At 73.8% G+C, this 25909-nt stretch carries 27 protein-coding genes; 18 read left to right on the plus strand and 9 right to left on the minus strand.

Going from position 1 to position 25909, the window contains the following annotated elements; all coding sequences use genetic code 11:
* Nucleotides 1-42: 42 nt before the first annotated feature.
* On the minus strand, nt 43-486 hold the full coding sequence (locus ACWCXH_RS14745) for an SsgA family sporulation/cell division regulator (RefSeq protein ID WP_449801803.1): 444 nt from the start codon (nt 484-486) through the stop codon (nt 43-45).
* Nucleotides 487-769: 283 nt separating this feature from the next.
* On the opposite strand from ACWCXH_RS14745, the gene ACWCXH_RS14750 reads away from it, so the two are divergent.
* The 5 genes from ACWCXH_RS14750 (at nt 770) to ACWCXH_RS14770 (ending at nt 5390) form a co-directional block, all read left to right on the plus strand.
* Complete coding sequence (locus ACWCXH_RS14750; RefSeq protein WP_449801918.1) at nt 770-2602, plus strand: DEAD/DEAH box helicase; 1833 nt, start codon at nt 770-772, stop codon at nt 2600-2602.
* Nucleotides 2603-2789: 187 nt separating this feature from the next.
* Nucleotides 2790-3077: a TM2 domain-containing protein gene (locus tag ACWCXH_RS14755; protein WP_449801804.1), complete on the plus strand. Its 288-nt coding sequence runs from the start codon at nt 2790-2792 to the stop codon at nt 3075-3077.
* Nucleotides 3078-3079: 2 nt separating this feature from the next.
* The gene (locus ACWCXH_RS14760) at nt 3080-3517 is read left to right on the plus strand and encodes a DUF2752 domain-containing protein (RefSeq protein ID WP_449801805.1); all 438 of its coding nucleotides are present in this window, start codon (nt 3080-3082) and stop codon (nt 3515-3517) included.
* 377 nt (nt 3518-3894) lie between these two features.
* Entirely contained in the window at nt 3895-4545 is a 651-nt protein-coding gene (locus ACWCXH_RS14765) for an IclR family transcriptional regulator (RefSeq protein WP_449801806.1), read from the plus strand.
* Nucleotides 4546-4583: 38 nt separating this feature from the next.
* Nucleotides 4584-5390: a S16 family serine protease gene (locus tag ACWCXH_RS14770; protein ID WP_449801807.1), complete on the plus strand. Its 807-nt coding sequence runs from the start codon at nt 4584-4586 to the stop codon at nt 5388-5390.
* Between the two features lie 135 nt (nt 5391-5525).
* Here ACWCXH_RS14770 and ACWCXH_RS14775 read toward each other — a convergent pair whose 3' ends face one another.
* Both ACWCXH_RS14775 and ACWCXH_RS14780 read right to left on the minus strand, forming a co-directional pair.
* The gene (locus tag ACWCXH_RS14775; RefSeq protein WP_449801808.1) at nt 5526-6095 is read right to left on the minus strand and encodes an Lrp/AsnC family transcriptional regulator; all 570 of its coding nucleotides are present in this window, start codon (nt 6093-6095) and stop codon (nt 5526-5528) included.
* A 288-nt stretch (nt 6096-6383) separates the two neighbouring features.
* Nucleotides 6384-6920: a hypothetical protein gene (locus ACWCXH_RS14780; protein WP_449801809.1), complete on the minus strand. Its 537-nt coding sequence runs from the start codon at nt 6918-6920 to the stop codon at nt 6384-6386.
* Between the two features lie 166 nt (nt 6921-7086).
* On the opposite strand from ACWCXH_RS14780, the gene ACWCXH_RS14785 reads away from it, so the two are divergent.
* The 5 genes from ACWCXH_RS14785 to ACWCXH_RS14805 all read left to right on the plus strand — a co-directional run bounded on the left by ACWCXH_RS14785 (nt 7087) and on the right by ACWCXH_RS14805 (nt 12874).
* On the plus strand, nt 7087-7791 hold the full coding sequence (locus ACWCXH_RS14785; RefSeq protein WP_449801810.1) for a response regulator transcription factor: 705 nt from the start codon (nt 7087-7089) through the stop codon (nt 7789-7791).
* Nucleotides 7792-7808: 17 nt separating this feature from the next.
* The gene (locus ACWCXH_RS14790) at nt 7809-9224 is read left to right on the plus strand and encodes a sensor histidine kinase (protein WP_449801919.1); all 1416 of its coding nucleotides are present in this window, start codon (nt 7809-7811) and stop codon (nt 9222-9224) included.
* A 25-nt stretch (nt 9225-9249) separates the two neighbouring features.
* Nucleotides 9250-9477, plus strand: a complete 228-nt coding sequence (locus tag ACWCXH_RS14795; RefSeq protein ID WP_449801811.1) for a hypothetical protein — start codon at nt 9250-9252, stop codon at nt 9475-9477.
* Nucleotides 9478-9687: 210 nt separating this feature from the next.
* On the plus strand, nt 9688-11268 hold the full coding sequence (locus ACWCXH_RS14800) for a glycoside hydrolase family 18 protein (protein WP_449801812.1): 1581 nt from the start codon (nt 9688-9690) through the stop codon (nt 11266-11268).
* A 205-nt stretch (nt 11269-11473) separates the two neighbouring features.
* Entirely contained in the window at nt 11474-12874 is a 1401-nt protein-coding gene (locus ACWCXH_RS14805) for a glycosyltransferase 87 family protein (RefSeq protein ID WP_449801813.1), read from the plus strand.
* A gap of 96 nt (nt 12875-12970) precedes the next feature.
* Here ACWCXH_RS14805 and ACWCXH_RS14810 read toward each other — a convergent pair whose 3' ends face one another.
* A complete protein-coding gene (locus tag ACWCXH_RS14810; protein WP_449801814.1) occupies nt 12971-13414 on the minus strand; it encodes an SsgA family sporulation/cell division regulator in 444 nt (147 codons plus the stop codon).
* Nucleotides 13415-13821: 407 nt separating this feature from the next.
* On the opposite strand from ACWCXH_RS14810, the gene ACWCXH_RS14815 reads away from it, so the two are divergent.
* Both ACWCXH_RS14815 and ACWCXH_RS14820 read left to right on the plus strand, forming a co-directional pair.
* Nucleotides 13822-15183 (plus strand): RDD family protein, encoded by a 1362-nt coding sequence (locus ACWCXH_RS14815; RefSeq protein ID WP_449801815.1) that lies wholly within the window; start codon nt 13822-13824, stop codon nt 15181-15183.
* A gap of 91 nt (nt 15184-15274) precedes the next feature.
* Nucleotides 15275-16003: an RDD family protein gene (locus tag ACWCXH_RS14820; protein ID WP_449801816.1), complete on the plus strand. Its 729-nt coding sequence runs from the start codon at nt 15275-15277 to the stop codon at nt 16001-16003.
* Between the two features lie 42 nt (nt 16004-16045).
* Here ACWCXH_RS14820 and ACWCXH_RS14825 read toward each other — a convergent pair whose 3' ends face one another.
* Nucleotides 16046-16282, minus strand: coding sequence for a hypothetical protein (locus ACWCXH_RS14825; protein WP_449801817.1), 237 nt, complete (start codon nt 16280-16282; stop codon nt 16046-16048).
* Between the two features lie 234 nt (nt 16283-16516).
* Here ACWCXH_RS14825 and ACWCXH_RS14830 point away from each other — a divergent pair, with 234 nt between their 5' ends.
* A complete protein-coding gene (locus ACWCXH_RS14830) occupies nt 16517-17212 on the plus strand; it encodes an endonuclease V (protein ID WP_449801818.1) in 696 nt (231 codons plus the stop codon).
* A 437-nt stretch (nt 17213-17649) separates the two neighbouring features.
* Entirely contained in the window at nt 17650-18210 is a 561-nt protein-coding gene (locus tag ACWCXH_RS14835; protein WP_449801819.1) for a DinB family protein, read from the plus strand.
* Between the two features lie 4 nt (nt 18211-18214).
* Here ACWCXH_RS14835 and ACWCXH_RS14840 read toward each other — a convergent pair whose 3' ends face one another.
* Both ACWCXH_RS14840 and ACWCXH_RS14845 read right to left on the minus strand, forming a co-directional pair.
* Nucleotides 18215-18706, minus strand: coding sequence for a hypothetical protein (locus ACWCXH_RS14840; protein ID WP_449801820.1), 492 nt, complete (start codon nt 18704-18706; stop codon nt 18215-18217).
* A gap of 460 nt (nt 18707-19166) precedes the next feature.
* Complete coding sequence (locus ACWCXH_RS14845) at nt 19167-19700, minus strand: hypothetical protein (RefSeq protein ID WP_449801821.1); 534 nt, start codon at nt 19698-19700, stop codon at nt 19167-19169.
* A gap of 256 nt (nt 19701-19956) precedes the next feature.
* Between ACWCXH_RS14845 and ACWCXH_RS14850 the strand changes: the two genes are divergently transcribed.
* Nucleotides 19957-20970 (plus strand): hypothetical protein, encoded by a 1014-nt coding sequence (locus ACWCXH_RS14850; protein ID WP_449801822.1) that lies wholly within the window; start codon nt 19957-19959, stop codon nt 20968-20970.
* Between the two features lie 34 nt (nt 20971-21004).
* On the opposite strand, the gene ACWCXH_RS14855 is transcribed toward ACWCXH_RS14850, so the two are convergent.
* Together ACWCXH_RS14855 and ACWCXH_RS14860 are read right to left on the minus strand one after the other, a co-directional pair.
* On the minus strand, nt 21005-21595 hold the full coding sequence (locus ACWCXH_RS14855; RefSeq protein WP_449801823.1) for an isochorismatase family protein: 591 nt from the start codon (nt 21593-21595) through the stop codon (nt 21005-21007).
* 233 nt (nt 21596-21828) lie between these two features.
* Nucleotides 21829-23145 carry a nicotinate phosphoribosyltransferase gene (locus ACWCXH_RS14860; RefSeq protein WP_449801824.1) on the minus strand — a complete coding sequence of 439 codons (1317 nt, stop codon included), beginning with the start codon at nt 23143-23145 and terminating at the stop codon, nt 21829-21831.
* Nucleotides 23146-23297: 152 nt separating this feature from the next.
* On the opposite strand from ACWCXH_RS14860, the gene clpS reads away from it, so the two are divergent.
* The 3 genes from clpS to ACWCXH_RS14875 all read left to right on the plus strand — a co-directional run bounded on the left by clpS (nt 23298) and on the right by ACWCXH_RS14875 (nt 25897).
* On the plus strand, nt 23298-23591 hold the full coding sequence (gene clpS / locus ACWCXH_RS14865) for an ATP-dependent Clp protease adapter ClpS (RefSeq protein ID WP_449801825.1): 294 nt from the start codon (nt 23298-23300) through the stop codon (nt 23589-23591).
* Nucleotides 23592-23661: 70 nt separating this feature from the next.
* Nucleotides 23662-24234, plus strand: a complete 573-nt coding sequence (locus tag ACWCXH_RS14870) for a DUF2017 domain-containing protein (RefSeq protein WP_449801826.1) — start codon at nt 23662-23664, stop codon at nt 24232-24234.
* A gap of 208 nt (nt 24235-24442) precedes the next feature.
* Nucleotides 24443-25897 carry an amino acid permease gene (locus ACWCXH_RS14875; protein ID WP_449801827.1) on the plus strand — a complete coding sequence of 485 codons (1455 nt, stop codon included), beginning with the start codon at nt 24443-24445 and terminating at the stop codon, nt 25895-25897.
* Nucleotides 25898-25909 lie beyond the last annotated feature (12 nt).

Genomic DNA, 25909 nt, shown 5'->3' on the forward strand with positions numbered 1-25909 from the left:
TGGCCGCGGGCGCGGGGGCGCTCGCGGACGCCGGCCCGCCGGTCAACCGAGCAGCTCGGCGAGCGCGCGGTCGGCGTCCAGGTGCAGGTGCTCCTCGCCCTCGGGGACGAGCAGGCGGCTGCGCCACAGGAAGCGGCGCAGGTCGGTGGTGTCGAACCGGAGCAGCGCGGTGCCCTCGGGGGCCCGCAGCTCGACCGTGGTGCGGCGGCCGGCGGCGGGCCGGACGTGGACGTCGCCGTGCCCGGCGGGCAGCTCCAGGCCCGTCGAGAGGAGCCGGCGGGCGAACACCCAGACGATGTCGTCGGCGGCCTCCCCGCCTCCGCCGGGGCCGTCGGCGGGCTCGTCGAGGGAGAACTCGGCGGGGAAGCCCATGCGGACGGCGAGCGGGTCCTGCGGGCGGTAGGTGAGGGTGACCCGCAGCCGGACGGAGCGGTGGAGGGAGAGGAACAGGCGGGCCTGGACGGTCTCTTCGACGGTGGTGTGCACGGCGGGGTCCTTTCGGGGTTCTGGTGGGGCGGCGTTACACCGGTGAGAGCGGCGGGACGGCCTCCGCTTACGCGCTTTCGACGGGCTTTCCGTGTGACGCGCATCACGTCGATTTCCGGCCGCCGCGGCCCCGGGCGGGACCGGGGTGAAGCGCTCGAACGGCGCCGGGGCCGGTAGGCTGGGCGGGTTGTCCGATCGCCGCCCGACTGCGGGACGGGGCCGCAAAACCGCTCCTGACCTGCAATGATCCCCTTCGGAGCCCGTGAGTACCGCCGCCTCCTCGATGCCGCTCTTCTCCGACGTGCCCGAGTCGCACGCGCCCGTCCGGACCGCCGGCCACGCCGCACCCGCCTCCTCGCACCACCTCTCGCCGGCCTTCCCCGGCCGTGCCCCCTGGGGCACCGCGGGCAAGCTCCGGGCCTGGCAGCAGGGTGCGCTGGACAAGTACATCGAGACGCAGCCGCGCGACTTCCTCGCGGTCGCCACCCCGGGCGCCGGGAAGACCACCTTCGCGCTCACCCTGGCCTCGTACCTGCTGCACAACCACCTGGTGCAGCAGGTGACCGTCGTCGCACCGACCGAGCACCTGAAGAAGCAGTGGGCCGAGGCCGCCGCGCGCATAGGGATCAAGCTGGATCCGGCGTACTCGTCCGGTCCGCTGTCCCGGGAGTACCACGGCATCGTGGTCACCTACGCGGGCGTCGGGGTCAACCCGATGCTGCACCGCAACCGGACCGAGGCCCGCAAGACCCTCGTGATCATGGACGAGATCCACCACGCCGGTGACTCGAAGTCCTGGGGCGAGGCCTGTTTCGAGGCCTTCGAGCCGGCCACCCGCCGGCTGGCGCTGACCGGGACGCCGTTCCGCTCGGACACCAACCCGATCCCGTTCGTGCAGTACGAGGCGGGCGGTGACGGCATCCGCAAGTCCGTCGCCGACTACACTTACGGTTACGGGCACGCGCTCGCCGACCACGTCGTGCGGCCGGTGATCTTCCTGAGCTACAGCGGCAACATGCGCTGGCGCACCAAGTCCGGCGACGAGCTGGAGGCCCGGCTCGGCGAGCCGATGACCAAGGACCTGATCGCCCAGGCCTGGCGCACCGCGCTGGCCCCGCAGGGCGAGTGGATCCCGAGCGTGCTGCAGGCCGCCGACCGGCGGCTGACCGAGGTCCGCAAGGCCATCCCGGACGCCGGCGGGCTCGTCATCGCCACCGACCAGACCGTGGCCCGCGCGTACGCCAAGATGCTGCGCGAGATCAGCGGGGAGAAGGTCGCCCTGGTGCTCTCGGACGAGACCGAGGCGTCCAAGCGCATCTCCGAGTACTCGGAGGGGACCTCCCGCTGGATGGTCGCGGTCCGCATGGTGTCCGAGGGCGTCGACGTGCCCCGGCTGTGCGTCGGGGTGTACGCGACCTCGATCTCCACCCCGCTGTTCTTCGCCCAGGCCGTCGGCCGCTTCGTGCGCGCCCGCAAGCGCGGCGAGACGGCCTCCGTGTTCCTGCCGACCATCCCGATGCTGCTGGGCTTCGCCAACGAGATGGAGCTCCAGCGGGACCACGTGCTGGACCGTCCGAAGAAGGAGGGCGAGGGCCTGTTCGACGAGGAGGACCGGCTGCTCGCCGAGGCCGAGCGGGCCAACGACGGCCCGGACGGCGCGGGCGGCGAGGAGTTCTCCTACGAGGCGATCGGCTCCGACGCGGTCTTCGACCGGGTGTTGTACAACGCCATGGAGTTCGGCATGCAGGCCCACCCGGGGAGCGAGGAGGAGGAGGACTACCTCGGCATCCCCGGCCTGCTGGAGCCGGACCAGGTGCAGATGCTGCTGCAGAAGCGCCAGCACCGGCAGATCCAGCGCAGCAAGGCCAAGCCCTCCGAGGAGGCGGATCTGCTGGAGCTGCCGGCCGAGCAGCGGCCGGTCGTCACCCACCAGGAACTGCGCGAGCTGCGCAAGGAGTTGAACGCGCTGGTGGCCGCCTGGCACCATCGCACCAGCCAGCCGCACGGCACGATCCACAACGAGTTGCGCCGCGAGTGCGGCGGCCCGCTCACCGCGCAGGCGACGGCGAATCAGCTGAAGGCGCGGATCGCCCGAATCCGGGAATGGGCGAAGTAGCGGTACGTCAGGGGATTCCGCGGCTGGCGGGTGGGGCAATCCGAGGTGTGGTAATGCGATATGACATTCCGGTATACCTGCCGGAATGTGGGGGACAGCGGTGTGATCATCCGCTAGTGTTCCGCGTGCCCCGTCCGGGGGTGGGCGTCATCGCCCTCGGGATTGTCACTGAAGGAGCTCAGCGAACGTGTCGTACCCCCCTCAGCCCGGCCAGCCGTACCCGGGTCAGCCGTACCCCGGCCAGCCGTACCCCGGCATGCCGGAGTACTCGGACAAGTCGAAGATCGTCGCGGGCATCCTGCAGCTCTTCCTCGGCGGGTTCGGCATCGGCCGCTTCTACACCGGCCACATCGGCATGGGCATCGCCCAGCTCCTGACCTGCGGCGGTTTCGGCTTCTGGGCCCTGATCGACGGCATCATGTTCCTGGTCAGCAACGACCGCACGGACGCCCAGGGCCGCCTGCTGCGCGGCTGACCTTGAGCACGCCACGCACGGCGCGCCGCCCCGGCTCCGGCCGGGGCGGCTTCGCCGTGCCCGCGCGCCTGCGCGCCGCGGGCCCGCCGCTGGCGGTGCTCCTCGGCGGCCTGGCCGGCTCGGCCTACCTGTGGTCGCGCAACCCCCACCTGCCCGGGCAGGCGCTGCCGTTCTGCCCCTGGCGCAGGATCACCGGGCTGCAGTGCCCCGGCTGCGGCGGCACCCGGATGGCCTACGACCTGATGCACGGCGACCTCGCGGCGGCCTTCCACGACAACGCGATGCTGCTGATCTCCCTCCCGCTGGTCGCCCTGATGTACGCGACCTGGCTGCGCGAGGGACTGGCCGGCCGCAGCTGGCGACCGCCGCTCGGACGGCGCGGCACGGCGGCGGTGCTCGGCACCGCGGTGGCCTGGACGGTGCTCCGCAACCTCTGGTGAGCGCCCCGCGCTCCCGGCCGTACGGCTCGTCCGGGCCGGCCCCTCGTGACCCGGAGTGTCCGGACTTCGGACTGTGCTCGAACCAGCGGCCGGGTGGGGCGGTTGATATGCGGACCTTTGTCCCGATTCGTTCTCGGCGGCGCAATCGATCATGCCCGAATTTTGGACAACCACTTCCGTCGCGACATTTCCTTCACTACCTTTCCCACACGCTCTTCCGCCGGGTCACCCCCGAGAGACGGGCGCCGCAGGGCACGCACGGGCTTCATGGATTCGCACCTCGCGACCCGAGCGCGGCCACCCCCACCTGCGCGCGACACCCACCCCGGACCGGCCCCCGACCGGTCCGCGAGCTGCCGCGGAAAGGAATGCCCGTCGTGACAGCCGAGACCTCCCAGACCCTGGACCGTGGCGTCCGGGTGCTCAAGCTCCTCGCCGACTCCGAGCACGGCCTCACCGTCACCGAACTGGCCGCCCGGCTGGCCGTCAACCGGACCGTCGTCTACCGGCTGCTGGCCACCCTCGAACAGCACGGCCTCGTCCGCCGCGACATCGGCGGCCGGGCCCGGGTCGGCCTCGGTGTGCTGCGCCTCGCCCACCGGGTGCACCCGCTGCTGCGCGAGGCCGCCCTGCCCGCCCTGCGCAGCCTGGCCGAGGACCTCGGCGCCACCGCCCACCTCACCCTGGTGGACGGCAACGAGGCGCTCGCCGTCGCCGTCGTGGAGCCGAGCTGGACGGACTTCCACGTCGCCTACCGCACCGGGCTGCGCCACCCGCTCACCGAGAGCGCCGCGGGCCGGGCGATCCTGGAGGCGCGCACCTTCCCCAGCCAGCGGCGGCCCGAACAGGGCTTCGTCATCACCCGCGCGGAGGAGCAGTCCGGGGCCTGCGGCGCGGCCGCCGCGCTGCTCGGGCTGAGCGGCGTCGAGGGCAGCGTCGGCGTGGTGATGCTGAACGGGCTGGTGCCCGAGCGGGTCGGACCCCGGGTGGTGGAGGCCGCGACCGAGGTGGCGGACGCCCTGCGGTAGTGCCCGGGCGGGACGCGGGGTGTGTTTGGATTCCTCCTGTGTCCGACTCCAAGCTGACCAAGGCCCTGACCGCCCCGCGGACCCGTGCGCTCACGCTCTGCGGGGTGCTGGTCGCCGCACTGTTCGGGGTGGCCGCGTTCGTCCCGCTGCCGTACACGCTGACCTGGCCGGGCCTGACCGCGGACACCCTCGGCAGCTACCAGGGCAAGCCCGTCCTCACCATCACCGGGGCGCCGCTGCGCACCACCGAGGGCGAGCTGCGGATGGTCACCATCTCGGCCACCAACCCGGGGGACCGGACCACCTTCTGGCGCTCCCTGCAGGCCTGGTTCGACCCGGACGAGGCGGTGCGCCCGACCGAGTCGGTGTACCCGCAGAGCAACCCGGCCAAGGCCGAGCAGGTGACGGCGCAGCAGATGGCCCAGTCGCAGGACAGCGCGACCACGGCCGCGCTCGGCTACCTCCACCTGTCGCCGGACCAGGTGAAGGTGAAGGTCGACCTCGGCGACGTGGGCGGCCCGAGCGCCGGCCAGATGCTGGCGCTGGGCATCGTCGACAAGCTGGCCGGCGACGGCAAGGGCGGCGACCTCACCGGCGGGCTGAAGATCGCGGGCACCGGCACCATCGACGACCAGGGCGACGTCGGCGCGGTGGGCGGCGTTCCGCTGAAGACGCAGGCGGCCGCCCGGGACGGCGCGACGGTGTTCCTGGTGCCCAGGGACGAGTGCGCGGACGCCGGCGTGAACAAGCCCGCACAGCTGCGGCTGGTGCCGGTCAGCACGCTCGCCGAGGCGGTCTCGGCGCTGGAGGCGCTCAAGAGCGGCGGCAGCGTCCCCTCCTGCTGACCGGTTCTTCCGGGGGCGGTCCGGGGGCTAGGAAGCCGAAGGCGACCGCGGCGAAATCCTGCTCACGGGGCGATCTTGCTGTCGCGCGAGCCCCCGGCGCATGCCCGATCCGGTGCGGCGCCCGGCCGCGCCCGCCTATTCGGCGGCGGCCTGGTCCACCAGCGGCAGGATGCGGTACGGCACCGGGTTCTCCAGCGCGATCGCCGTCGACGAGCGGACGATCCCGTCGAAGCCCACCACCCGGTCGATCACCCGCTGGAGGTCGGCGTTGGAGCGGGCCACGATCCGCACCATCATGTCCCCGGCCCCGGTGATCGTGTGCAGCTCCAGCACCTCGGGCACGCTCGCCAGGTGGGCCCGGACGTCCGCGCCCTGGCCCTGGGAAATCTCCAGGGTGGCGAAGGCCGTCACCGGGTAGCCCAGCGCGGCCGGGTCCACCTCGGGGCCGAAGCCGCCGATCACGCCCTTGGCCTGGAGCCGGTCCAGCCGGGCCTGCACGGTGCCGCGGGCCACCTGGAGACGGCGCGAGCACTCCAGCACGCCGATCCGGGGCTCCTCGGCGAGCAGCCGGATCAGCCGCCCGTCCAGGGCGTCGATCGCGTCGTTCGTGCCGCCGGTCGGGCTGCCGGCCGAAGTGGCGGAAGGGCCTTGTGGGGTAGGGGAGTTGGACGAGCCGGGGGAGCTCGGGGACTGGGCGGTGGGCATCGCGGCTCCGTCCTCCGGTGGGCATTCTGTACAGCGGTGCCGCCGATTCTCCCGCCCCGGCACACAGCTTGACCAGGATGAAACGGAACAGTTGCGCGTCGGTCGGCCCGGCGCGACCCTCCAGCCACGACCCCGTGCGCCGGGCCCCACCCGTCGGGCGGGGCATCCGTCGCGGTCCCGTGCGTCCACTGGGAGGACGTCATGACCGACACCGCCGCCGGGCCCCTCCGGCTCTCGGGGGGCCTCGGGGGCGGCCGGGGCGGCGGGGAAGGGCCGACCGGCGCGGCGTCAGCGGATCGCGGTCTCGACGGTCGGCGGGTGGCCGTTCCAGTAGACGAACACCGAGTTGGCCTGGTTGTCCTTGGTGAAGTCGACCCGCATCCACTGGTCGCCGTTCCACACCTGCATCTGCCAGCCCGGGTCCGGGGTGGCCGAGACCAGGGAGGCCCGGTCCGGGCGGATGTCCAGGGCGACCCGGCCGCCGGGCACCGGGTAGCTCTTCACCGAGGACGTCGCCGTGGTGGTCGCGGGCGCCGGGCGGTGCGAGGACGGCGGGGCGGTCGTGGGGACCGGCGCGAGCGGGGTGGTGGCGGACGGCGAGACGGGCGGACCGGGCACTTCGGCCTGGGGCGCGGACCGCTCCTCGGCCGGACTCGCGGTCGGCGGGCGCGGGCCGCCACCGGTGGCCGGGGAGGGCAGCGGCAGCGCCTTGGGCTGCTCGAACGCGTCGCCGGTCAGGACGGCGTGCACGCCGAACCAGGACAGCGCCACCGCAGCCCCGGTGGCCGCCGCCCAGGCGCCGAGTTGTACCAGTCCGTTCCGCATCGTGCGGACATCCTGCCGTACTCCGTGCCCGGGCGGACGGGCACCCCCGTTCACGGGAAGGGGAGTTGCGCCCCGTCAGGGCGGCGTCCGGACGCGCCCCGGACCGACCCCGGACCGACCCCCGAGGTACAGACCACTGTCCGTCGATGGCGTACCGTGCAGGCCCATGGCAACAGTGCTCGTGGTCGAGGACGACCCCTTCGTACGTTCCGCGCTCATCCGGCACCTGACCGGCACCGGTCACGCCGTCCGCAGTGTGGGCACGGCCCTGGAGGCGCTGCGGGAGGTCGCCCAGGTCGGCTGCGACCTGGTGATCCTCGACCTGGGGCTGCCGGATCTGGACGGCAGGGAGGCGCTCAAGATGATCAGAGGGCTGACCGACGTGCCGGTGATCATCTCCACCGCCCGGGACGACGAGGCCGAGATCGTCCGGCTGCTCAACGACGGCGCCGACGACTATCTGGTGAAACCTTTCTCCGGGGAACACCTGAGCGCCCGGATGGCCGCCGTGCTGCGCCGGATCGGTGGCGGCGCCGCCAACGTCGCCCAGGTGCTGAGGGTCGGCGGACTGGCGATCGACATCCGGCGCCGCGAGGCCGTCCTGGACGGGCGGCCACTCGACCTGACCCGCCGTGAGTTCGACCTGCTGGCCTTCCTCGCCGCCCGACCCGGCGTGGTGGTGCCGCGCAAGGAGATCCTCGCCGAGGTCTGGCAGCAGACCTACGGCGGCGACCAGACCATCGACGTCCACCTCTCCTGGCTGCGCCGCAAGCTCGGCGAGACCGCCTCCAACCCCCGCTACCTGCACACCGTCCGCGGTGTCGGGGTGCGGCTGGAAGCCGCCGGGGGCCCGGCGGAGCACCGGACATGAGGCGGTTCGGGCACTCGCTGCGCTGGGCCCTGATCAAGGCCGCCATCGCCGGGACCACCATGGTCGCGCTGGCCTTCCTCATCCCGCTCGGCCTGATGGTCCAGCAGACCGCCCGGGAGCGCGCCTTCACCGCGGCCGAACGGCAGGCCGCGGCGCTCGGCCCGGCCCTCGCCATCACCACCGACCAGGACGCCATCGACCGCGCCCTGGCCAGCACCGACGCGGGCGCCCAGAACCGGATGGCGGTCCACCTGCCCGCCAAGGTGCCGCCCGCGGTCGCGCCCGGGGACGGCGGCCCCGGCGGGCCGACCATCGGCGAGGCCCGCGCGGCCGCCGCCGACGTCTCCACCGCGAGCGGGCAGGGCCGCGCCTTCACCGTCGAGGTGCCCGGCGGGTACGCGCTCCTCCAGCCGGTCGCGGTGGACACCGGCCGGACGGCCGTCGTCGAGGTGTTCGTGGCCGACGGCGACCTCACCCGGGGCGTCCCCACCGCCTGGCTGGTGCTCTCCGCGGTCGCGCTGGCCCTGGTCGCGATCTCGGTGCTGGTCGCCGACCGGATGGGCGCCCGGATCGTCGCCTCGGCCCGCCGCCTCGCCGCCGCAGCCCGCTCGCTCGGCGCCGGCGACCTCGCCGTCCGGGTGCCGGCCGACGGCCGGGCGGCCGTCGGCAGCCCCGAGGAACTGCGCGAGGCCGCCCACGCGTTCAACACCATGGCCGACCGGGTGGTCCAACTCCTCGCCGCCGAACGGGAGCTGGCCGCCGACCTGTCGCACCGGCTGCGCACGCCGCTCACCGTGCTGCGGCTCAACGCCGCCTCGCTCGGCGAGGGCGACGCCGCCGACGCCACCCGGCACGCCGTCGCCCAGCTGGAGCGCGAGGTCGACCAGATCATCCGCTCCGCCCGCCGCGCGCCCGGGGACGCGCCCGCCGTCGCCGTCGGCTGCGACGTCGCCGAGGTGATCCGCGAGCGTGTCGGCTTCTGGTCCGCGCTGGCCGAGGACGAGGGGCGCCGCTGGCAGCTCGCCGGGGCCGACCGGGCCCTGCCGGTACCGGTGCAGCGCGGCGACCTGGCCGCGGCGGTGGACGCGCTGCTCGGCAACGTGTTCCGGCACACCGCCGTCGGCACCGCGTTCTCGGTGGACGTCCTCGCGACCGACTGCTCGGTGATCGTGCTGGTCGGCGACGCCGGGCCGGGCTTCAGCGACCCGGCCGCCGCCCTCAAACGCGGCGAGGGCCACGGCGGCGAGGGCTCGACCGGGCTCGGCCTGGACATCGTCCGCAAGCTCACCGAGTCCACCGGCGGCGACCTCGCGCTCGGCCGCTCCGCGGTGCTCGGCGGCGCCGAGCTCCGGCTGCGCCTGCGGTCCCGCCCCGACACCGCCGCCCCGCGTGCCGGACGGCGGCGCAGCCGAGGGGCGCTGTTCCAGAAGTAGTGTTTCTTCCAAAGGAGTTCACGCCATGGGTTGGTGCGTCGAGGCGTTCGGGCAGGGCGGTGTAGTCCTGCCCGCCGAGTACCCACTGCCCGGCTTCACCGAGGCGGACGCGGTCCTGGTGGTCGGCGAACACCCGGACATGACGGCGTGCTTCCCGCTGGACGCCGGGCGGCTCGCCGCGCTCACCGGCCGGCTCGGCACCGCGCTGGAGCCGGACGCCGCCGCGTACTTCCTGAGCGTGTACGCCGACTGACGCTCCGGGTGTCTTCCTTAAGCGTCCCCTAAGGGAGTTCTACTGCTCGCTCAGGCGGCCCGTTCCGCCCCTCGGCGCCGCTAGCGTCGGTCGCGCCGGTCACCCGACCGAGCCGGGCCGGCCGCTCGGACGTCCTCGACGCACCCGCGTCCTCACGCACCGCGTCCGACCGCCGGTCTCCCCGTAGGCACCCGCGGAGGTAGCACGCCCATGACGACCCAGCCCAACCGCAGTTCCGGACGCCGCAGGCGCAGCCGCAAGGGCGCCGTCATCGGGGCCTCGGCGGTCGCCGCCGCACTGGTCGCGGGCGGTGTCGTCGTCCTCGCCTCCTCGGCGAGCGCCGCCTCGCTCGGCGCCGTCTACAGCCGGACCAGCACGTGGGACTCCGGCTACACCGGGCAGTACCTGGTGACCAATCCGGACGCCGGGGCGATCGACGACTGGACGCTCAGCTTCGACCTTCCGGCCGGGGCGAGGATCGACTCGCTCTGGAACGCGACCTTCACCGCCGACGGGCAGCACGTCACCGTGCGGCCGGAGTCGTGGGACAAGCGCCTGGAGCCGGGCAAGAGCGTCGTGGTCGGCTTCGTCGCGCAGGGCGCGGGCGCCGCCCAGGCCGAGCCGGTCAACTGCCTGATCAACAACACGTCCTGCAAGGGCGGCGACGGCAGCGTGCCCACCCCCTCGGGCCGTCCGACCGCGACCGCGACGGCCACCGTCAAGCCCGGCCCGACCGCGACGGCGACCCCCACCGCCACCGCCAAGCCCAGCCCGACCGCGACGGCGAAGCCGACCACCCCGGCCCCGACCCCGACCGTCACCCCGACAGCCACCCCCACGGCGACCGGTGTGCCCGTACCCCCGGCCGCCGCCGGGGCCGGCTTCGCCCCGTACGTCGACACCTCGCTCTACCCGCCCTACGACCTGGTCGCCACCGCCAAGGCCACCGGCGTGAAGAACTTCAACCTCGCGTTCGTGGTGTCCGGCGGGGGCTGCACCCCCAAGTGGGGCGGCGTGAGCGACCTCTCCGCCGATGCCGTGGCCGCCCAGATCGGCGCGCTGCGGGGGATCGGCGGCGACGTCCGGGCGTCGTTCGGCGGCGCCAACGGCACCGAGCTCGCCCTCGCGTGCTCCTCCGCCGCCGACCTCGCCGCCGCCTACCAGAAGGCCGTCGACGCCTACGGCCTCACCCGGCTCGACTTCGACGTCGAGGGCGGCGCGATCGCCGACACCGCGGCCAACAGCCGTCGCGCCCAGGCCGTCGCCCAGCTCCAGCGGACCGCCGCCGCCAAGGGCCGGCCCCTGGACGTCTCCTTCACCCTGCCCGCGCTGCCCTCCGGCCTGACCCAGGACGGCGTCAACCTGGTCGCCGACGCCAAGGCCAACGGCGTCGCGATCGGCGCCGTCAACATCATGGCGATGGACTTCGGCGACGGCGTCGCCCCGAACCCGCAGGGCCGGATGGGCACGTACGCGATCGCCGCGGCCACCGCCACCCAGGCCCAGGTGAAGAGCGTGCTCGGGCTGGACGACGCGGCCGCCTGGCGCAAGGTCGCGGTCACCCCGATGATCGGCGTCAACGACGTCGCCAGCGAGGTGTTCACCGTCGCCGACGCCAAGCAGCTCGCCGACTTCGCCGCGGGCAGGCACCTGGCCTGGCTGGCCATGTGGTCCGGCACCCGCGACAAGGCCTGCGGGGGCGGCGCGAAGGCGTACGCCGACGCCAGCTGCAGCAGCATCGTCCAGCAGCCGCTGGACTTCACCCGAGCCCTCGGCGCCTACACCGGCTGAGACCCTCACTCCGGCCGAGGCCCTCGCTCCGGCCGAGACCCTCGGACCAGTTCCCTTCGCGCGCCCCGGCCGGGCGTGCTCCGATCCGCGACGGAGCACGCCCGGCCGGGGCCGTCCATCACGCTGTGTGACCGATCGTGCCCGGGCCCTGTCGGCGGGCATCCGGTATCGTCGCTGGTTGGCCGAGCCGTGGACGGAGTGAACAGTGACAGCGGTGCAAGACGAGCGCAGCCCGGTGCGGACCGCACCCGACCCCTCGCCCGCTCCCCTGTCGGAACGGCTGAAGCACGCGTTCGGCGCACCCGTCCGGTCCCTGTGCGAGGCCCCACGGCGGCCGCTGCTGGCCGTCTCGGCCGTGGCGTTGTTGTCCCTGGTCGTGTACGCCGTGGTCCGGCACTTCGTGCACACCTCGATGGTGGACATGATCGTCTACCGGGCCGAGGGCGCGGCCGTCGCGAACGGCACGGACCTGTACGCGCTGCGCGTCACCGAGTGGAACCTGCCCGCGACCTACCCCCCGTTCGCGGCCATGCTGTTCGTCCCCACGACCTGGTTCCCGGTGCCGTTCCTGCGAGTGGCGATCACTCTCGGCAACCTCGGGCTGCTCGCGCTGCTCACCCACCTGTCGTTCAAGCTGGTCGGCTGGCCGCGCCGGGAGCTGCGGCCACTCGGCGTGATCCTGGTGACCGGCTGCGGGGTCTGGCTCGAACCCGTGTTCACCACGCTCCGCTACGGCCAGATCAACCTCGCGCTCGCCTGCCTGATCCTCTGGGACCTCACCCGTTCGGACGCACGCCGCAGCAAGGGCCTGGCGATCGGCATCGCCGCCGGCATCAAGCTCACCCCCGGCCTGTTCGCCGTCTACCTGCTGATCACCGGCCGGGTCCGGGCCGCCTTCGTGGCCGGCCTCACCTTCCTCGGCACCTTCCTGATCGGCGCGGTCGCGCTGCCCGACGCCACCTGGGGCTTCTGGACCGAGTACCTCTACGACTCCTCCCGGGTCGGCAAGACCGAGATCGTCGACAACCAGTCGCTGCGCGGCGCCTTCGCCCGCCTGCTGCACACCGCCGACCCCGGCACCCTCGCCACCCTCGGGGCCGGCGCGGCCGCCGTCGCCGGGCTCTTCGTCGCCGCCTGGGCCGCCCGCAGCTCCCGCTGGCTGCCGCGGGCCGAGGCCTGGGGCGTCTGCTGCGCCGCCGTCACGGCCGTGCTGATCTCGCCGATCAGCTGGACCCACCACTGGGTGTGGTGCGTGCCGGTGCTCGTCCTGCTCGCCACCGAGGCCTCCGTCGAGCACGCCCGCCCGGCGGCCGTCCGCAGGGTCCGCTGGCGGGCCGCGTTCGGGGCCACGCTGCTCGCGTTCTTCTCCTTCGCGATGTGGGCCGCCAAGCCGCAGGGGCCGGCCGTCCTCACCATGGGACCGCTGCGCCAGCTGCCCACCTCCGTCTACCCGTGGGTCGGGCTCTGCTTCCTGCTCGCCGCCGCCATCCGGATAAGGGCCCGGCGGCAGGCCGGCGGCGCGCCGGTCGTCCGGCTGCCCGGGCAGCGCGACGGCGGTGGTCCCGGCGCCGCGCGCGAGCGTCAGCAGGCCCCCGCGGCCCGCTGAGCCGCTCCCCGTCCGGCCTGGTCGGCGCGGCTTCGACCGGCCTGCTTCCGGGCCTGGTCGGCGCGCGTCGGCCGGTCGCCGTCCGGTCCGGCTCCCTCACGCGAGCAGATCGGCGAGCGAGCCGTCCACGTCCAGCGCGGCCGTCTCGCTGCCCGGCGGGACGAGCCGGTGCGCCCGCTCCAGCCAGGCCGCGACGGCCGGCAGCGGCGCCTCCAGCAGCGCGTCCCCGGCCGGGGAGCTCAGCGCCAGGCACAGCACGCTGCGCCGGCCCGTGGGGGCACCTGCGGCCGAAGGCCGGCGGAGGGCCGGCCAGATCCGCACGTCGCCCTGGCCGCACGGGCGGAAGGTGCCCTCGACCAGCAGCTCGCGGGCGAACACCCAGGTCACCGGCGAGCCGGTGTCCAGGTGGAAGGTGATGTGGACCGCGTACGGGTCGTGGCTGCCGTACGACAGCCGGGCCGGCACGGGGACGCTGTGCTCGGGGGAGAGCACCAGGCTGAGCTCCAGCTCGTGCTCGACCACGCTGACGGGGCGCTCCATGATCGTCTTCCTCTCCGCCTTCGGTTCGTGCCCGGTTTCGGGCCCTGTGACCTTTGAGAGAGCGGTCCGTACCGGCTCTTACCCGTGTTTCCGGAATTTCTTCGGGAAGCTCGGCCCGGGGTGGTGAACGGGGACGCATGGGCGCGCGAACGGTTCCGTGCGCCAGGGGGCGGCGCGGCCGGATCCCATACCCCGGGCGGGTCCCCGGTGTCCGGGGATTCGCCAACTTACCGTCGCCGGTCCGCCGAGGCACTACCCTTTGTGACTGCCCGGCGACTGTCCGCCCTTCCGGCGATGCCCCGCACGCACCGACCGCGGAACCGCCCGCCGCGCCCCGGGCCGCCCGCGGGCCCGCCGGGCGGGCGTGCCGCGGCGGCGCCGGGACCTGACAGGAAAGAAGGCCCCGCATGACGGACCAGCCCTTCGCCGGCGGTGCGGACACGGCCGTCGGACCCGAGCCGGGTTACTACCCCGATCCTTCGATCCCCGGCTTCGTCCGGTACTGGGGCGGCTCCGCCTGGGTGCCCGGCACCAGCCGGCCCGCCCCGGCGGAGGGCCAGGTGCTGGAGCCGCCGCGCTTCGCGGCCCGGCGGCCCGCAGTGGGCGCCGGCGTGCGGCCGGGGGCGCGGGCCGTGCCGCCGCCCGCGCCGGTGCCGGCCGGGGAGCCGGAGCCGGAGTCCGTGGACGGCGCCCGCGGTTCCGGGGACACCGGGCCGGTGTACCTGGACCAGACGGAGGGCGGGGCGTCGTTCGTCGTCGGGCCGCAGATGGAGGCGATCGGCGGGCCGGTGTTCCGGGGGGCGGTGGAGGAGCCTGCGGCCGGGGGATCGGAGCCGGCTGGGTCTGCGGACGCGTTGGACGCGTCCGGGTGGCAGGCCGATCCGCAGGCGCAGCGGGGGCTGATGGAGACGGGCGGGCCGCCGCGCTGGGTCTCGTGGGGGGCGCTTTCGGAGGCGCCCGCGGTGGACGAGGGGCGCGCGGACGAGGGGCGCACTCAGATTGCTGAGACGGTGGCGGTCGGTGCCGATCCGGCGGCGGTGGGGGCGTCCGCCGGCCCGGCGGTCGCGGTCGTTCCGGCCGAGACGGCTTCCGCGGCGGCCTCGGTGGCGGTGCGGGCGCCGGAGCGCACTGCGCTCGCCGAGTCGGGTTCCGCCGCGCCCGCTCCCGTTCCGGATGAACCCGACGAGCCGGTGGAGGCCGCCCCCGCCGCGTCCCCCGCCGTCCGGCCGCAGCGTCCGGCCGCCGTGCGCCGCCGCCCCGCCCCCGCGGCGCCCGCCGGCCTCGGGCGGCGGCTCGCCGCACGGGCCGTGGACACCGCAGTCCTCGCGGTCGTCGCCGCAGCGGCCGGGATCCCGCTCGTCGGCTCGGTGACCGACCACATCCAGCGGAAGCTCGACCAGGCCCGGATGGCCAGCGCCCTCACCCGCCGCGAGGTGCGGGTGTGGCTGGTGGACGACGTCGTGGTCGGCAAGATCGCCGTCCTGCTCGGCGTCCTGCTCTTCGTCAGCCTGCTCTACGAGGTCCTGCCGACCGCCCGCACCGGCCAGACCTTCGGCAAGCGGCTCGCCGGGATCCGGGTGGCCGACACGGCCGCCTCCCCGAGCGCCGCCGCCCGCACCCGGCTGGGCCTCGGCCGTTCACTGCTGCGATGGATCGTCAGGCAACTCTCCCTCCTCCTCCCGATCGGCCTGCTCTGGCCGCTGCTCGACCGCCCGGCCCGGCGTGGCTGGCACGACCGGGCGGCGCGCACCCGGGTCGTCCGGGACTGAGCGGCGGTGCCCGGCCGGGCTTCCCGCCCCTGGCGGGCAAAACAGACTGAATGTCCCAAACCCCGTGAATGTGTGATGTTCTACTCGGGGCATGAGTACCCACGACCCCTCGGGCCCCCAGCCGGAGGGGGGCGGCCAGCCCTCCTCCGACAAGCAGTCCCCGCAGCCGGGCGGCGGCACGCCGGAAGGCAAGCCGTCGGACCCGTACGGGAACCCGCCGCCCGCCGACACCCCCCAGGACCGCCCCGGCGCGTACGGCGGCACGTACGGCGGCGCACCGGGCCACGGCCAGGCCCCGTACGGCCGGCAGCCGTACGGGCAGGACCCTTACGGCGGGAACCCGCCCGGCTACGGCCCCAGCGGCGACGGTGCTCCCGGCACCGGGCCCGTGCCCGGGATGCCGCCCCTCGGCAGCTGGCCCAACCGGATCCTCGCGCGGATCATCGACTACCTGCTCGTCCAGGTCGTCGCGCTGCTCGTCGTCCTGCCCTTCGCCGGCCTCGGCAACCGCTCCGGCGAGGCCGACGCGTTCTGGCTCGCCTGCGCGCTCTACCTCGTCTACGAGGGCCTCATGCTCGGCCGGGACGGCCAGACCCTCGGCAAGAAGGCGATGAAGATCCGCGTCGCGATGCTCGTCGACGGCAACTCGCCCACCCGGCCCGCCGCCTGGACCCGCGCCGCCGTCTACATCCTCCCCGCCGTGATCTGCTGCGCCGCCTTCTGGTGGCTCGTCGACGGGCTCTTCGGCGTCTTCGACAAGCCCTACTGTCAGTGCATCCACGACAAGGCCGCGAAGACCGTGGTGGTCTCCACGGCCTGACCGGTGGAGCGGTGACGTCCGAGCGGGACGCCCGGCGGCGGATCAGCGCTGCCGGGCGTACTCGTGTCCGGTCGGCGCCGGCACCCGGGCCGCCCGCCTCGGCCTGGGCGAGGACGGCAGCGGCAGCAGCGCCACCAACGTGCCGAGCGCCAGGGCGAATCCCACCAGTGCCGCGACCTCCGGTACGCCCACGGCGCCCGAGACGGCCAGCAGCGCCACGGTGGCGGCGACGACGGTGAACGTACCGAGGAGCAGCTGGGCAGCGGTCGGACGCGGCATGGCGGGGTCCTTCGCACGTCGGGGGAAACGGGCGGTCGGGGGAGACTCGCGGGAGTGGTGCCGGTGGTGCTGGTGGTGCCGGTGCCAGGAGTCCTACCCGGCACGGGAGTTCGATAAGTCAAGGCTAAGCCCCCGGGGCCGGGGCACGGGGGGCGCACGGGCTCACCTCGGGTCGTCCGGGCCGCTCGGTACGGTGACCGGGACCGACCCTTCACCTCTCAGGGGGAACCGCCCGTGTCCATCCCCGCCGACTGGCCCACCACCGAGGCCGAGGCCCGCGCCGAACAGGAGCGCCTCCGGCCGCTCGTCCAGGCCCACGACGACCCGGGCCGGCCCGCCGTACGGCTCGTGGCCGGGGTCGACGTCGCGTACGACGACGACCGCGACCTCGTCGTCGCGGCCGCCGTCCTGCTCGACGCCGACACCCTCGACGTCGTCGAGGAGGCCACCGCCGCCGGGCGGATCCCCTTCCCGTACATCCCCGGGCTCCTCGCCTTCCGCGAGATCCCCGCCGTCCTCGACGCCCTCGCCGGCCTCGCCCGCACCCCCGACCTCGTCGTCTGCGACGGCTACGGACTCGCCCACCCCCGCCGCCTCGGCCTCGCCAGTCACCTCGGCGTCCTCACCGGCCTGCGCACCCTCGGCGTCGCCAAGACCCCGTTCACCTTCGACCACCACCAGCCCGACACCCCGCGCGGATCCACCAGCCCCCTCACCGACCCCGCGACCGGCGAGGAGGTCGGCCGGGCCGTCCGCACCCAGCCCGGCGTCAAGCCCGTCTTCGTGTCCGTCGGCCACCGCATCGGCCTCGACACCGCCGTCGCCACCACCCTCCACCTCGCCCGTCGCTACCGTCTCCCGGAGACCACCCGGCATGCCGACCACCTCTGCCGCGGGGCGCTGGTTGCGGCGCAGGCGTCAGGAATCTGACATCACATCAGGCTCGTTCCGATGTGCGTGTTGGGCATGGGCGAGTTGAGCAGGACGTGCCGGTGAGGTGTCGCCATGGCCGCGGGCACGGGCACGGGCAGGATCTCCAGCGGCGGCGTGGGGCGCGGCTACCGGGTCGAGGTCGAGCAGCTCCACGCCTTCGCCGTCCAAGTGAGGCTCCTCCTCGCCGAGTTCCATCAGCGGGCCGACGGCACCACCGCTCACGGCCAAGGCCGTGGAGGTAAATCCCGCCGTCGACGACGGCCCGAGGGACAACCCGTTGGTGCACCGGGCGGAGTGATCGGGGCCGTGGTCCGGGGTGTTGGTGCTGTGGATGGGTGCGGTGGCGGCTGCGGCGCTGGGGGTGGCAGCAATTCGGCGACGGGTGGCGGCAATGGTGCTGGTGGGGGCCGTGGGGCAGGCTCCATGCTGGGCGCATGAGTGACTCGGAGAACACCGCCGCCGTCGTGCCGGACGTCAAGGACTGGACCTGGGTGCTGGAGCGCGCCTGCCCGGATTGTGGGCTGGAGACGCCGTCCGTCGTCCGGGAGGACGTCCCGGGGATGGTCCGGGCGAACGCGGCGAGTTGGGTGGCGGTGCTGGGGGAGGACGAGGACGGGGTGCGTCGGCGGCCGGAGCCCGGGGTGTGGTCGGCGCTGGAGTACGCGTGCCACGTGCGCGACGTGTTCCGGATGTTCCACGTGCGGCTGGGGCTGATGCTGGCGCAGGACGACCCGCTGTTCCCCAACTGGGACCAGGATGCGACGGCCGTCGCCGAGCGCTACGGGGAGCAGCGGCCCACGGTGGTGGCGGAGGAGTTGGCGGCGGCCGCCGAAACGCTGGCGGCGGCGTTCGAGCGGGTGGCGGGGGAGGAGCAGTGGCGGCGGACCGGGAGTCGGAGCGACGGTGCGCGGTTCACGGTGGAATCGCTCTCCCGCTATCTGGTCCACGACCCGGTGCACCACCTGTTCGACGTGACCGGCACGCGGCACGCGTAGTGCCTCACCAGCCGGAGGCCTCGCGCAGCATGGTGCGGCGCAGCCGGCCGGCGACGCTGGCGGTGTCGGTGCCGATGACGTCGGCGATCTCGGGCGCGGCGAGGCCGACGACGTAGTGGAGGATCGCCAGGTCGTCGTCGGCGGGGTGGCGCTGCGGGGCGGTGGGCACGGGCCGGCGGGTGTGGTCGGCGACGGTGCCGCGCAGGATCTGCCAGGCGTGCGCGGTCGGGTTGGCGGTGCCGAGCAACTCGCGCCAGTGGACCGCGATTTCGGCGAACGCCTGCTGGACGGCGGCGGCCGCCTCGGCGCGGTCGGGCAGCCAGACCCGGGCGTAGCTGAGGTACCGCGGACGGTGGAGTTCGCAGAACGCGGCGAACTCCACGGGTACGTCCGCCGGTACGTCCGCCGGCACGTCGGCCAGGGCGTCGGCCGGTGCGCCGGCCGGTTCGCCGGGCCTCGGGGGCGGCTCGGCGGGGATCCTGTGACGGTTGGTCATCTCGACTTCTCGGCAAGGGAGATGGGTGTCGGGCGGTCGATCATGTGTGCTCACTCTACGGTAGGCCCTCGGTGCGCTGGGTGACCAATCGGATGGAATGCCCGGATCCCGCCGCCGCGCGGCCGGTTCCCGTGCCGGCCGGTGCGACTCGGCGCGGGGGGTGGTCGGCGCGGCGGCGGCGGGGGGATCGGCGGAAGGGTGGTGCGCAGTGCCGCTGGGGCGTGGGGGTGAGCGTGTCGAGGCTGGTCAGAGGCGTGGTGTCGGCGGGGTCGGCGTGGGCTGCACGGCGGTTGATGTGCCACCGTAGGCCTTGCGGCGGCCCGCGTCCACGCCTACGGCGCGAAGTCGCGCGCGCACAACCGCACGTACGACCGGGGCGTACGCGACTTCGCGCCCGGGTGGTCGCGGCGACCACGCCCCGGGGGCGTAGTGCCCGGGGCGTGGGAGGGTTGACGGACCGTCAGTGATGCGGGCGGGCCTCCGCGGGGGAGATCCGGTCGTCCGCGGCGGTGCCGCGTTCGGTCTGGGCGGGGAAGGTCTCGATGGCCCGCCGGCGGGCGAGTTGTGCGGCGGCCGACGCCGCGGCTCCGGCGGCAGTGGCGGCCGCGGTGCCCGCGGTCTCCTCGCAGGAGCGGGCGGAAAGCGCGTTCGTGACGCGCCGGCGGCGGCCGAGGGCGGTGCGTGCGGCGTGCTCCTCGGCCGCCTGTCTCGCCGCCAGGTAGGCCTGGACGGCGGCCATGCCGTAGACGGGCTGGATCAGCTGGTGGCCCTTGAAGAAGGGTCTGGCGGGGGCGAAGCCGGCGGCGACCACGAGGTCGCGGATCTCCGCTATCTCGGCTTCGCTGCGGGCGGTGAAGCGGACCTCCCACCCCTTCTTGTACGTATGGCCCTGTTCGCCGCTGCGGCGGGCCGGGTCCGGGCGGCGGACGTATCCGGGCAGGCGGCCGAGGCGGAGTTGGGCCGCGCGGAGGCCTGCGGTCTCGTCACGTGACATGACGTAAGCCTAGGCAATCCCGCGGGCGGGAGTGACGCCTGGAGGGTGTCTCGGCGTATGCCCTTGGTCACTCTCGGTCAGACGGCCTGGTTGTCGATCGTTTTCGATCAGATAAGACAAGCGTATTGGCATCCATTACTCCGAATGGGTGAGGGTATGGGGACTTTAGTGCGGGCTGGTCCCGGTTTCGCGACGGTTGCGTAACAGTGCGTCAGGCAGCGGCTCGCGGGTCCGGGCGGTTGGGGATGGTGTCGGCATGAACTACCGGATTCCCTCGCCGCCACCGTCCCTGGAGGAGCTGGCGAAGCGTCAGCAGAACGTCGTCACCGCGAGCCAGCTGCGCGCCCGGGGCGTGCCGGCCCGCGTCATCACCGAGCACTGCCGCCGGGGCGGCCCCTGGCAGCGCGTCCTGCCCCGGGTGTACCTGCTGCAGGCCGGGGAGCTCACGCCGGAGCAGCGGATGTGGGCCGCCCTGCTGTACGCGGCGCAGAACGGCCGCGAGGAGGGTCGCGGAGGCCGCGGCGAGGGCGCGGTGATCACCGGCGCGGCCGCGCTCGCGCTGTACGGGTTCGCCGCCGTGCCGCGGCTGCCGGCCGTCACCGGGGTGGGCGTCCTGGTGCCCCGCCAGCGTCGCCTGAAGGACGTCGGTGAGGTGCGGATCCTGCGCACCGAACGGGAGTTGGTGGCCCGCTCGGTGCACGGCCTGGCCTGTGCGCCGGTGGCCCGGGCGGTGGCCGACGCGCTCGGCGAGTGGACGGCGGACGGGACGGCCCCGGCACCGGTCCGCGCGGTGCTGCGCGAGGCCGTCTCGCGTCCCGAGGGCCGGTGCACGGTGGGGGAGTTGGCGGCCGAGCTGGTCGAGTCCGGGCTGACCGCCGAGCCGCGGGTGCGGGCCGCGCTGGACGAACTGCTGGCCGCCGAACGGGAGTCGGTGCTGGACCGGCTCGGCGAGCTGGTGGACGAGTGGCTGCTGCCCGTCCCGCTGGCCGGCCCGGAGCTGCGGATGCGCGGCGGCACCTACATCGCCGTCCCGGACCTCTACTGGCCGCAGCGCGGCGTCGCGGTGGAGGTGGACTCGGACCTGCGCTGCGTCAGCGAGGGCGAGGCCGCGTGGGTGCGCGGCGGCCAGCACCGGATGGAGTACCTGGGGATCCGGGTGGTCTACGTCAGCGGGGCGCGCCTGGCCGCCGACCCGGAGGCCGTCGGCGGCGAGCTGCGCGAGGCCTTCCGGGAGGGCGGGACGGACGTCGTGGACCTGCTGATGGGCTAGGGCCCGCCTTCGAACCCCCCGTCCGCGCGGTGGCTCAGCCGCGCACGACCGGAGTGCCGACCAGCTCGACCCCGGCCGCCCGGAGCTCCGCCAGTGCGGCGGCGGTGGTCTCCGGCGCCACCCCGGCGGTGAGGTCCAGCAGGACGCGGGTGGTGAACCCGGCCCGGGCCGCGTCCAGCGCGGTGGCCCGGACGCAGTGGTCGGTGGCGATGCCGACCACGTCGACCTCGTCGACCTGCCGCTCGCGCAGCCACTCGACCGGCCCGCGCCGGTTCTCGTCCAGCCCCTCGAAGCCGCTGTACGCCGCCGAGTGGGCGCCCTTGTCGAAGACCGCCTCGACCGCTCCGGAGATGACGGCGGGTGCGAAGTTGGGGTGGAAGCCCACGCCCTCGGTGCCGGCCACGCAGTGCACGGGCCAGCTGGTGACGTAGTCGGGCTCGGTGGAGAAGTGGTCGCCCGGGTCGATGTGGTGGTCGCGGGTGGCGAGGATGTGCCGGTAGCCGGGGGAGGACTCGGCGATCAGGTCGGTGATGGCGGCGGCCACCTCGGCGCCGCCGGCGACGGCCAGGCTGCCGCCCTCGCAGAAGTCGTTCTGCACGTCGACGACGATCAGTGCCCGGTGCATGGCTCGCATCCTCGAAATGTGGGGGCGTCCGGCGGGAGCGGGTGCCCGGTGGTGGGGTCCCCGGGAGCGCACGGCCCGCGGGCGGGTGAGCGCGCGCGGATCGTTCGCGGGGCGTGCGCGGAACGCACGCGGGGAGTTCCCGGGGACTCCATGGGAACTCTACGGCTGACTCTAGGGAGTGGCGCGCGGAGGCGGAAGGCCCGTGGGGCCCTGCGCCGCGCCGCGCGAGGTGTCTAGACGAGCAGTTCGGTCGGCAGGACCGGGTCGCCCTTGGAGAGCTGAGTGGCCGACAGCGGCAGCGCGGCCCGGGCCCGGACGTGCCGGTCGCGGGCGGCGCCGAGCGGCTCGCGGCCGACCGTCTCGCCGGCCAGGACCAGCGGCACCTGCAGCAGGTGCGGCTCCAGCCCGGCCGGGACGGGCCCGGTGCCGACCACCTCGGCCTCGGCCACGCCGTCCGCGTCGGGCCGGCGCGCGGCCCACTTGCGGCCGCCGATGCTGGTCTTGCCGCCGGCCGCGCGCTTGGCGACCGGCACCAGCGGCCCGTCCGGGGTCTCGGCGCGGGCGACCAGCTTGTAGACCATGGCGCAGGTCGGGTGGCCGCTGCCGGTGACCAGGCTGGTGCCGACGCCGTACCCGTCGACGGGGGCGGCGGCGAGTGCGGCGATCGCGTACTCGTCGAGGTCGGAGGTGACGATGATCCGGGTCTTCTCGGCGCCGAGCTCGTCGAGCTGGCGGCGGACGCGGTGGGCGAGCAGGGTGAGGTCGCCGGAGTCGATCCGGACGGCGCCGAGCCCGGGACCGGCCACCTCGACGGCGGTACGGACGGCCTCGCGCAGGTCGAAGGTGTCGACCAGCAGGGTGGTGCCCTTGCCCATGGAGGCGATCTGGGCCCGGAAGGCGTCCCGTTCGCTGTCGTGGACGAGGGTGAACGCGTGCGCGGCGGTGCCGGTGGTGGGGATGCCGTGGGTGAACCCGGCCTCCAGGTCGGAGGTGGCGGTGAATCCGGCCACGTAGGCGGCCCGGGCGGCGGAGACGGCGGCCTGCTCGTGGGCCCGGCGGGCGCCCATCTCGATGACCGGCCGGCCGCCGGCGGCCGCGGTCATCCGGGAGGCGGCGGCGGCGATCGCCGAGTCGAAGTTGAGGATCGACAGGATGACCGTCTCCAGGATCACCGCCTCGGCGAAGGTGCCCTCGACGGTGAGCAGCGGCGAGCCGGGGAAGTAGACCTCGCCCTCGGGGTAGCCGTGGATGTCGCCGGTGAACCGGTAGTCGGCGAGGTAGCGCAGGGTGTCGTCGTCGACCACGTCCTGGCCGGCCAGCCAGTCCAGCTGGGCGGGGGTGAAGCGGAAGTCCTCGACCGCGTCGAGCACCCGGCCGGTGCCGGCCACCACGCCGTAGCGGCGCCCGCTCGGCAGCCGCCGGGTGAACACCTCGAAGACGGAGCGGCGGTGCGCGGCCCCGCTGCGCAGGGCGGCCTGCAGCATGGTGAGCTCGTAGCGGTCGGTGAGCAGCGCGGTCGAGCCGGCCGCGCGCACTGAAGTGGCGTCCATGAAGATGATGCTACAACCACTTAGCGTCAGAGTGACGATTTCTCGGGAACGGACCGGGGCGAAATCGCCTGGGGGTCCCCCGGATGGCAGCATGGGCTCTGAAGGGGCATGGACGTCGAGCGCGGGAAGAGCGCAGCGAGGAGGACCCGGCGGTGAGTGTCGCGCCCGTGGAGATCGAGCGCCCGGAGGTCGAAGCACTGCCGGTGGCGGAGCCCGACACCCCGTGGGTGACCATCGTGCACAACGACCCGGTCAACCTGATGAGCTACGTCCAGTACGTGTTCCAGGCCTACTTCGGCTACCCGAAGGACAAGGCCCGCAAGCTGATGATGGACGTGCACACGAAGGGCCGGGCGGTGGTCTCCAGCGGATCCCGCGAGGAGATGGAGCGGGACGTCCAGGCGATGCACGGCTACGGCCTCTGGGCCACGCTGCAGCACGACTGACGCGCGCCCCTTCGGCGAGTGACTGACGAGCGACTGACGAGCGACGACGAAGACGGGCTGACCGATACAGATGGCTGGGTTGTTCGAGAGCACCGGCGGCGGGGGTGCGGCGATCGCGCTGGACGAGGTGGAGGCCTCCATCCTGCGCTCGCTGGAAGTGCAGATGCTGGAGCTGATCGGCCCCGGCCCGGGCGGGGAGGGTGGCGACCCGCTGGCGGCGCTGTTCGCCGAGGGGCCGACCGAGGCGCCCGCCGACCCGGCGCTGGCCCGGCTCTTCCCGGACGCCTACGGAGGTCCGGGCAAGCCGGCGGACCCGGAGGACAGGGCCGCCGCCGGCGAGTTCCGCCGCTACACCGAGCTCGACCTGCGGGCCCGCAAGCGCGACGACGCGCTGCTCGTCGTCCGCTCGCTGGACGGTCTCGGCGGCGGTGGCGTGCTCAAGCTGGCCGCCCAGGACTGCCTGCGCTGGCTGGGCGCGCTCAACGACCTGCGGCTGACGCTGGGCGTCCGGCTGGAAGTCACCGAGGAGGACGAGCGGGGCCTGTACGACCTGCCGGACGGTGACGAGCGCAAGCCGCTGGTGATGGCGTACCTGTGGCTGGGTGCGCTCCAGGAGTCGCTGTTGGAGGCGATCGCGGACTGATTGCGCCCGCTTCCTGACTGATCGTGCCCGATTCCGGACAGGACCCGGTTGATTTGTCCAGTATGTGGACGATCGGCTGGGTCATTTTCCTGTAAATCGGGCGAACCATACCAGGTCATGCTCAAATAACGCTCAGATGAACACCGCTCTCCGAAGCCTGCGTGGTACGACTTCTCCACTCCACGAGACCCACCCAGGACGGTGCACGATGGCCGAGCAGCAGTACGACGAAGTCGTCGATGCCGAACCGGACGAGGAAGGCTACGAGCGGGGGCTCGGCAGCCGCCAGATCCAGATGATCGCGATCGGCGGCGCCATCGGTACCGGCCTGTTCCTCGGCGCCGGGACGGCGATCTCCAAGTCCGGCCCGAGCCTGATCCTCTCCTACGCCGTCGCCGGCGTGGTGATCTTCGCGATCATGCGGGCCCTCGGCGAACTGCTCACCTACCGCCCGGTCTCCGGCAGTTTCGCCGAGTACGCGCGCGAGTTCCTCGGCCCCTTCGCCGGCTACGTGACCGGCTGGACGTACTGGCTGTTCTGGGTCGTCACCGGCATGGCGGAGACCACCGCCGCCGCCGTGTACGTGAAGTACTGGGCCCCCGGCTTCCCGCAGTGGCTCAGCGCGCTGTCCTTCCTGGTCATCCTCTACGCGGCCAACCTGATCTCGGTGAAGCTGTTCGGCGAGATCGAGTTCTGGTTCTCCATGGTCAAGGTCACCGCCATCATCGGCATGATCCTGATCGGCATCGGCGTGCTCACCCTCGGCTTCAGCAAGGCCGGTGACACCGCGTCGATCACCCACCTCTGGCAGGACGGCGGCTTCTTCCCCAAGGGCATCGGCGCCACCGTGATGACCCTGCAGATCGTCATGTTCGCCTACCTGGGCGTCGAACTCGTCGGCGTCACCGCGGGCGAGAGCGAGAACCCCGAGAAGACCCTGCCGCGCGCCATCAACACCCTGCCCTGGCGCATCGCACTGTTCTACATCGGCGCCCTGGTGGTCATCCTCTCGCTCGTGCCGTGGACCGAGTTCCAGCCCGGCGTCAGCCCGTTCGTCGCCGCCTTCGGCAGGATCGGCATCCCCGCCGCGGCCGGCATCATCAACTTCGTCGTGCTCACCGCCGCCCTGTCCTCCTGCAACTCCGGCATGTACTCCACCGGCCGCATGCTGCGCGACCTCGCGCTGCGCGGCCAGGCCCCGGGGCAGCTCACCAAGCTCAACTCCCGCCGCACGCCGGCCTTCGCGATCACCCTCTCCTGCGTCCTGATGGGCGCCGGCGTGGTGCTCAACTACCTCGTCCCGGCCCGGGCGTTCGAGTACATCACCTCGGTCGCCACCGTCTGCGGCCTGTGGACCTGGGCGATGATCCTGATCGCCCAGATCCGCTACCGGAAGGCCTGGCGGGGCGGCCACCTGCCGCCGCCCACCTTCAAGGCGCCCGGCGGCGCGTGGGTCAGCTGGGCCGCGCTCGCCTTCCTCGTCCTGGTCGTCGTGCTGATCGGCTTCGACGCGGACAACCGGATCTCGCTGTACGTCTTCCCGGCCTGGGCCGTGGTGCTGGTGGCCGGCTACCAGGTGCTCAAGATCCGCCGCCCCGAGGCCGTCCACGGCGTCGCGCACGACCACCTGCACGTCCCGGCCGACGCGGACCAGGCTCGCTGACCGCTCCCCGGA

This window comes from Kitasatospora sp. NPDC001660 (assembly GCF_053596725.1).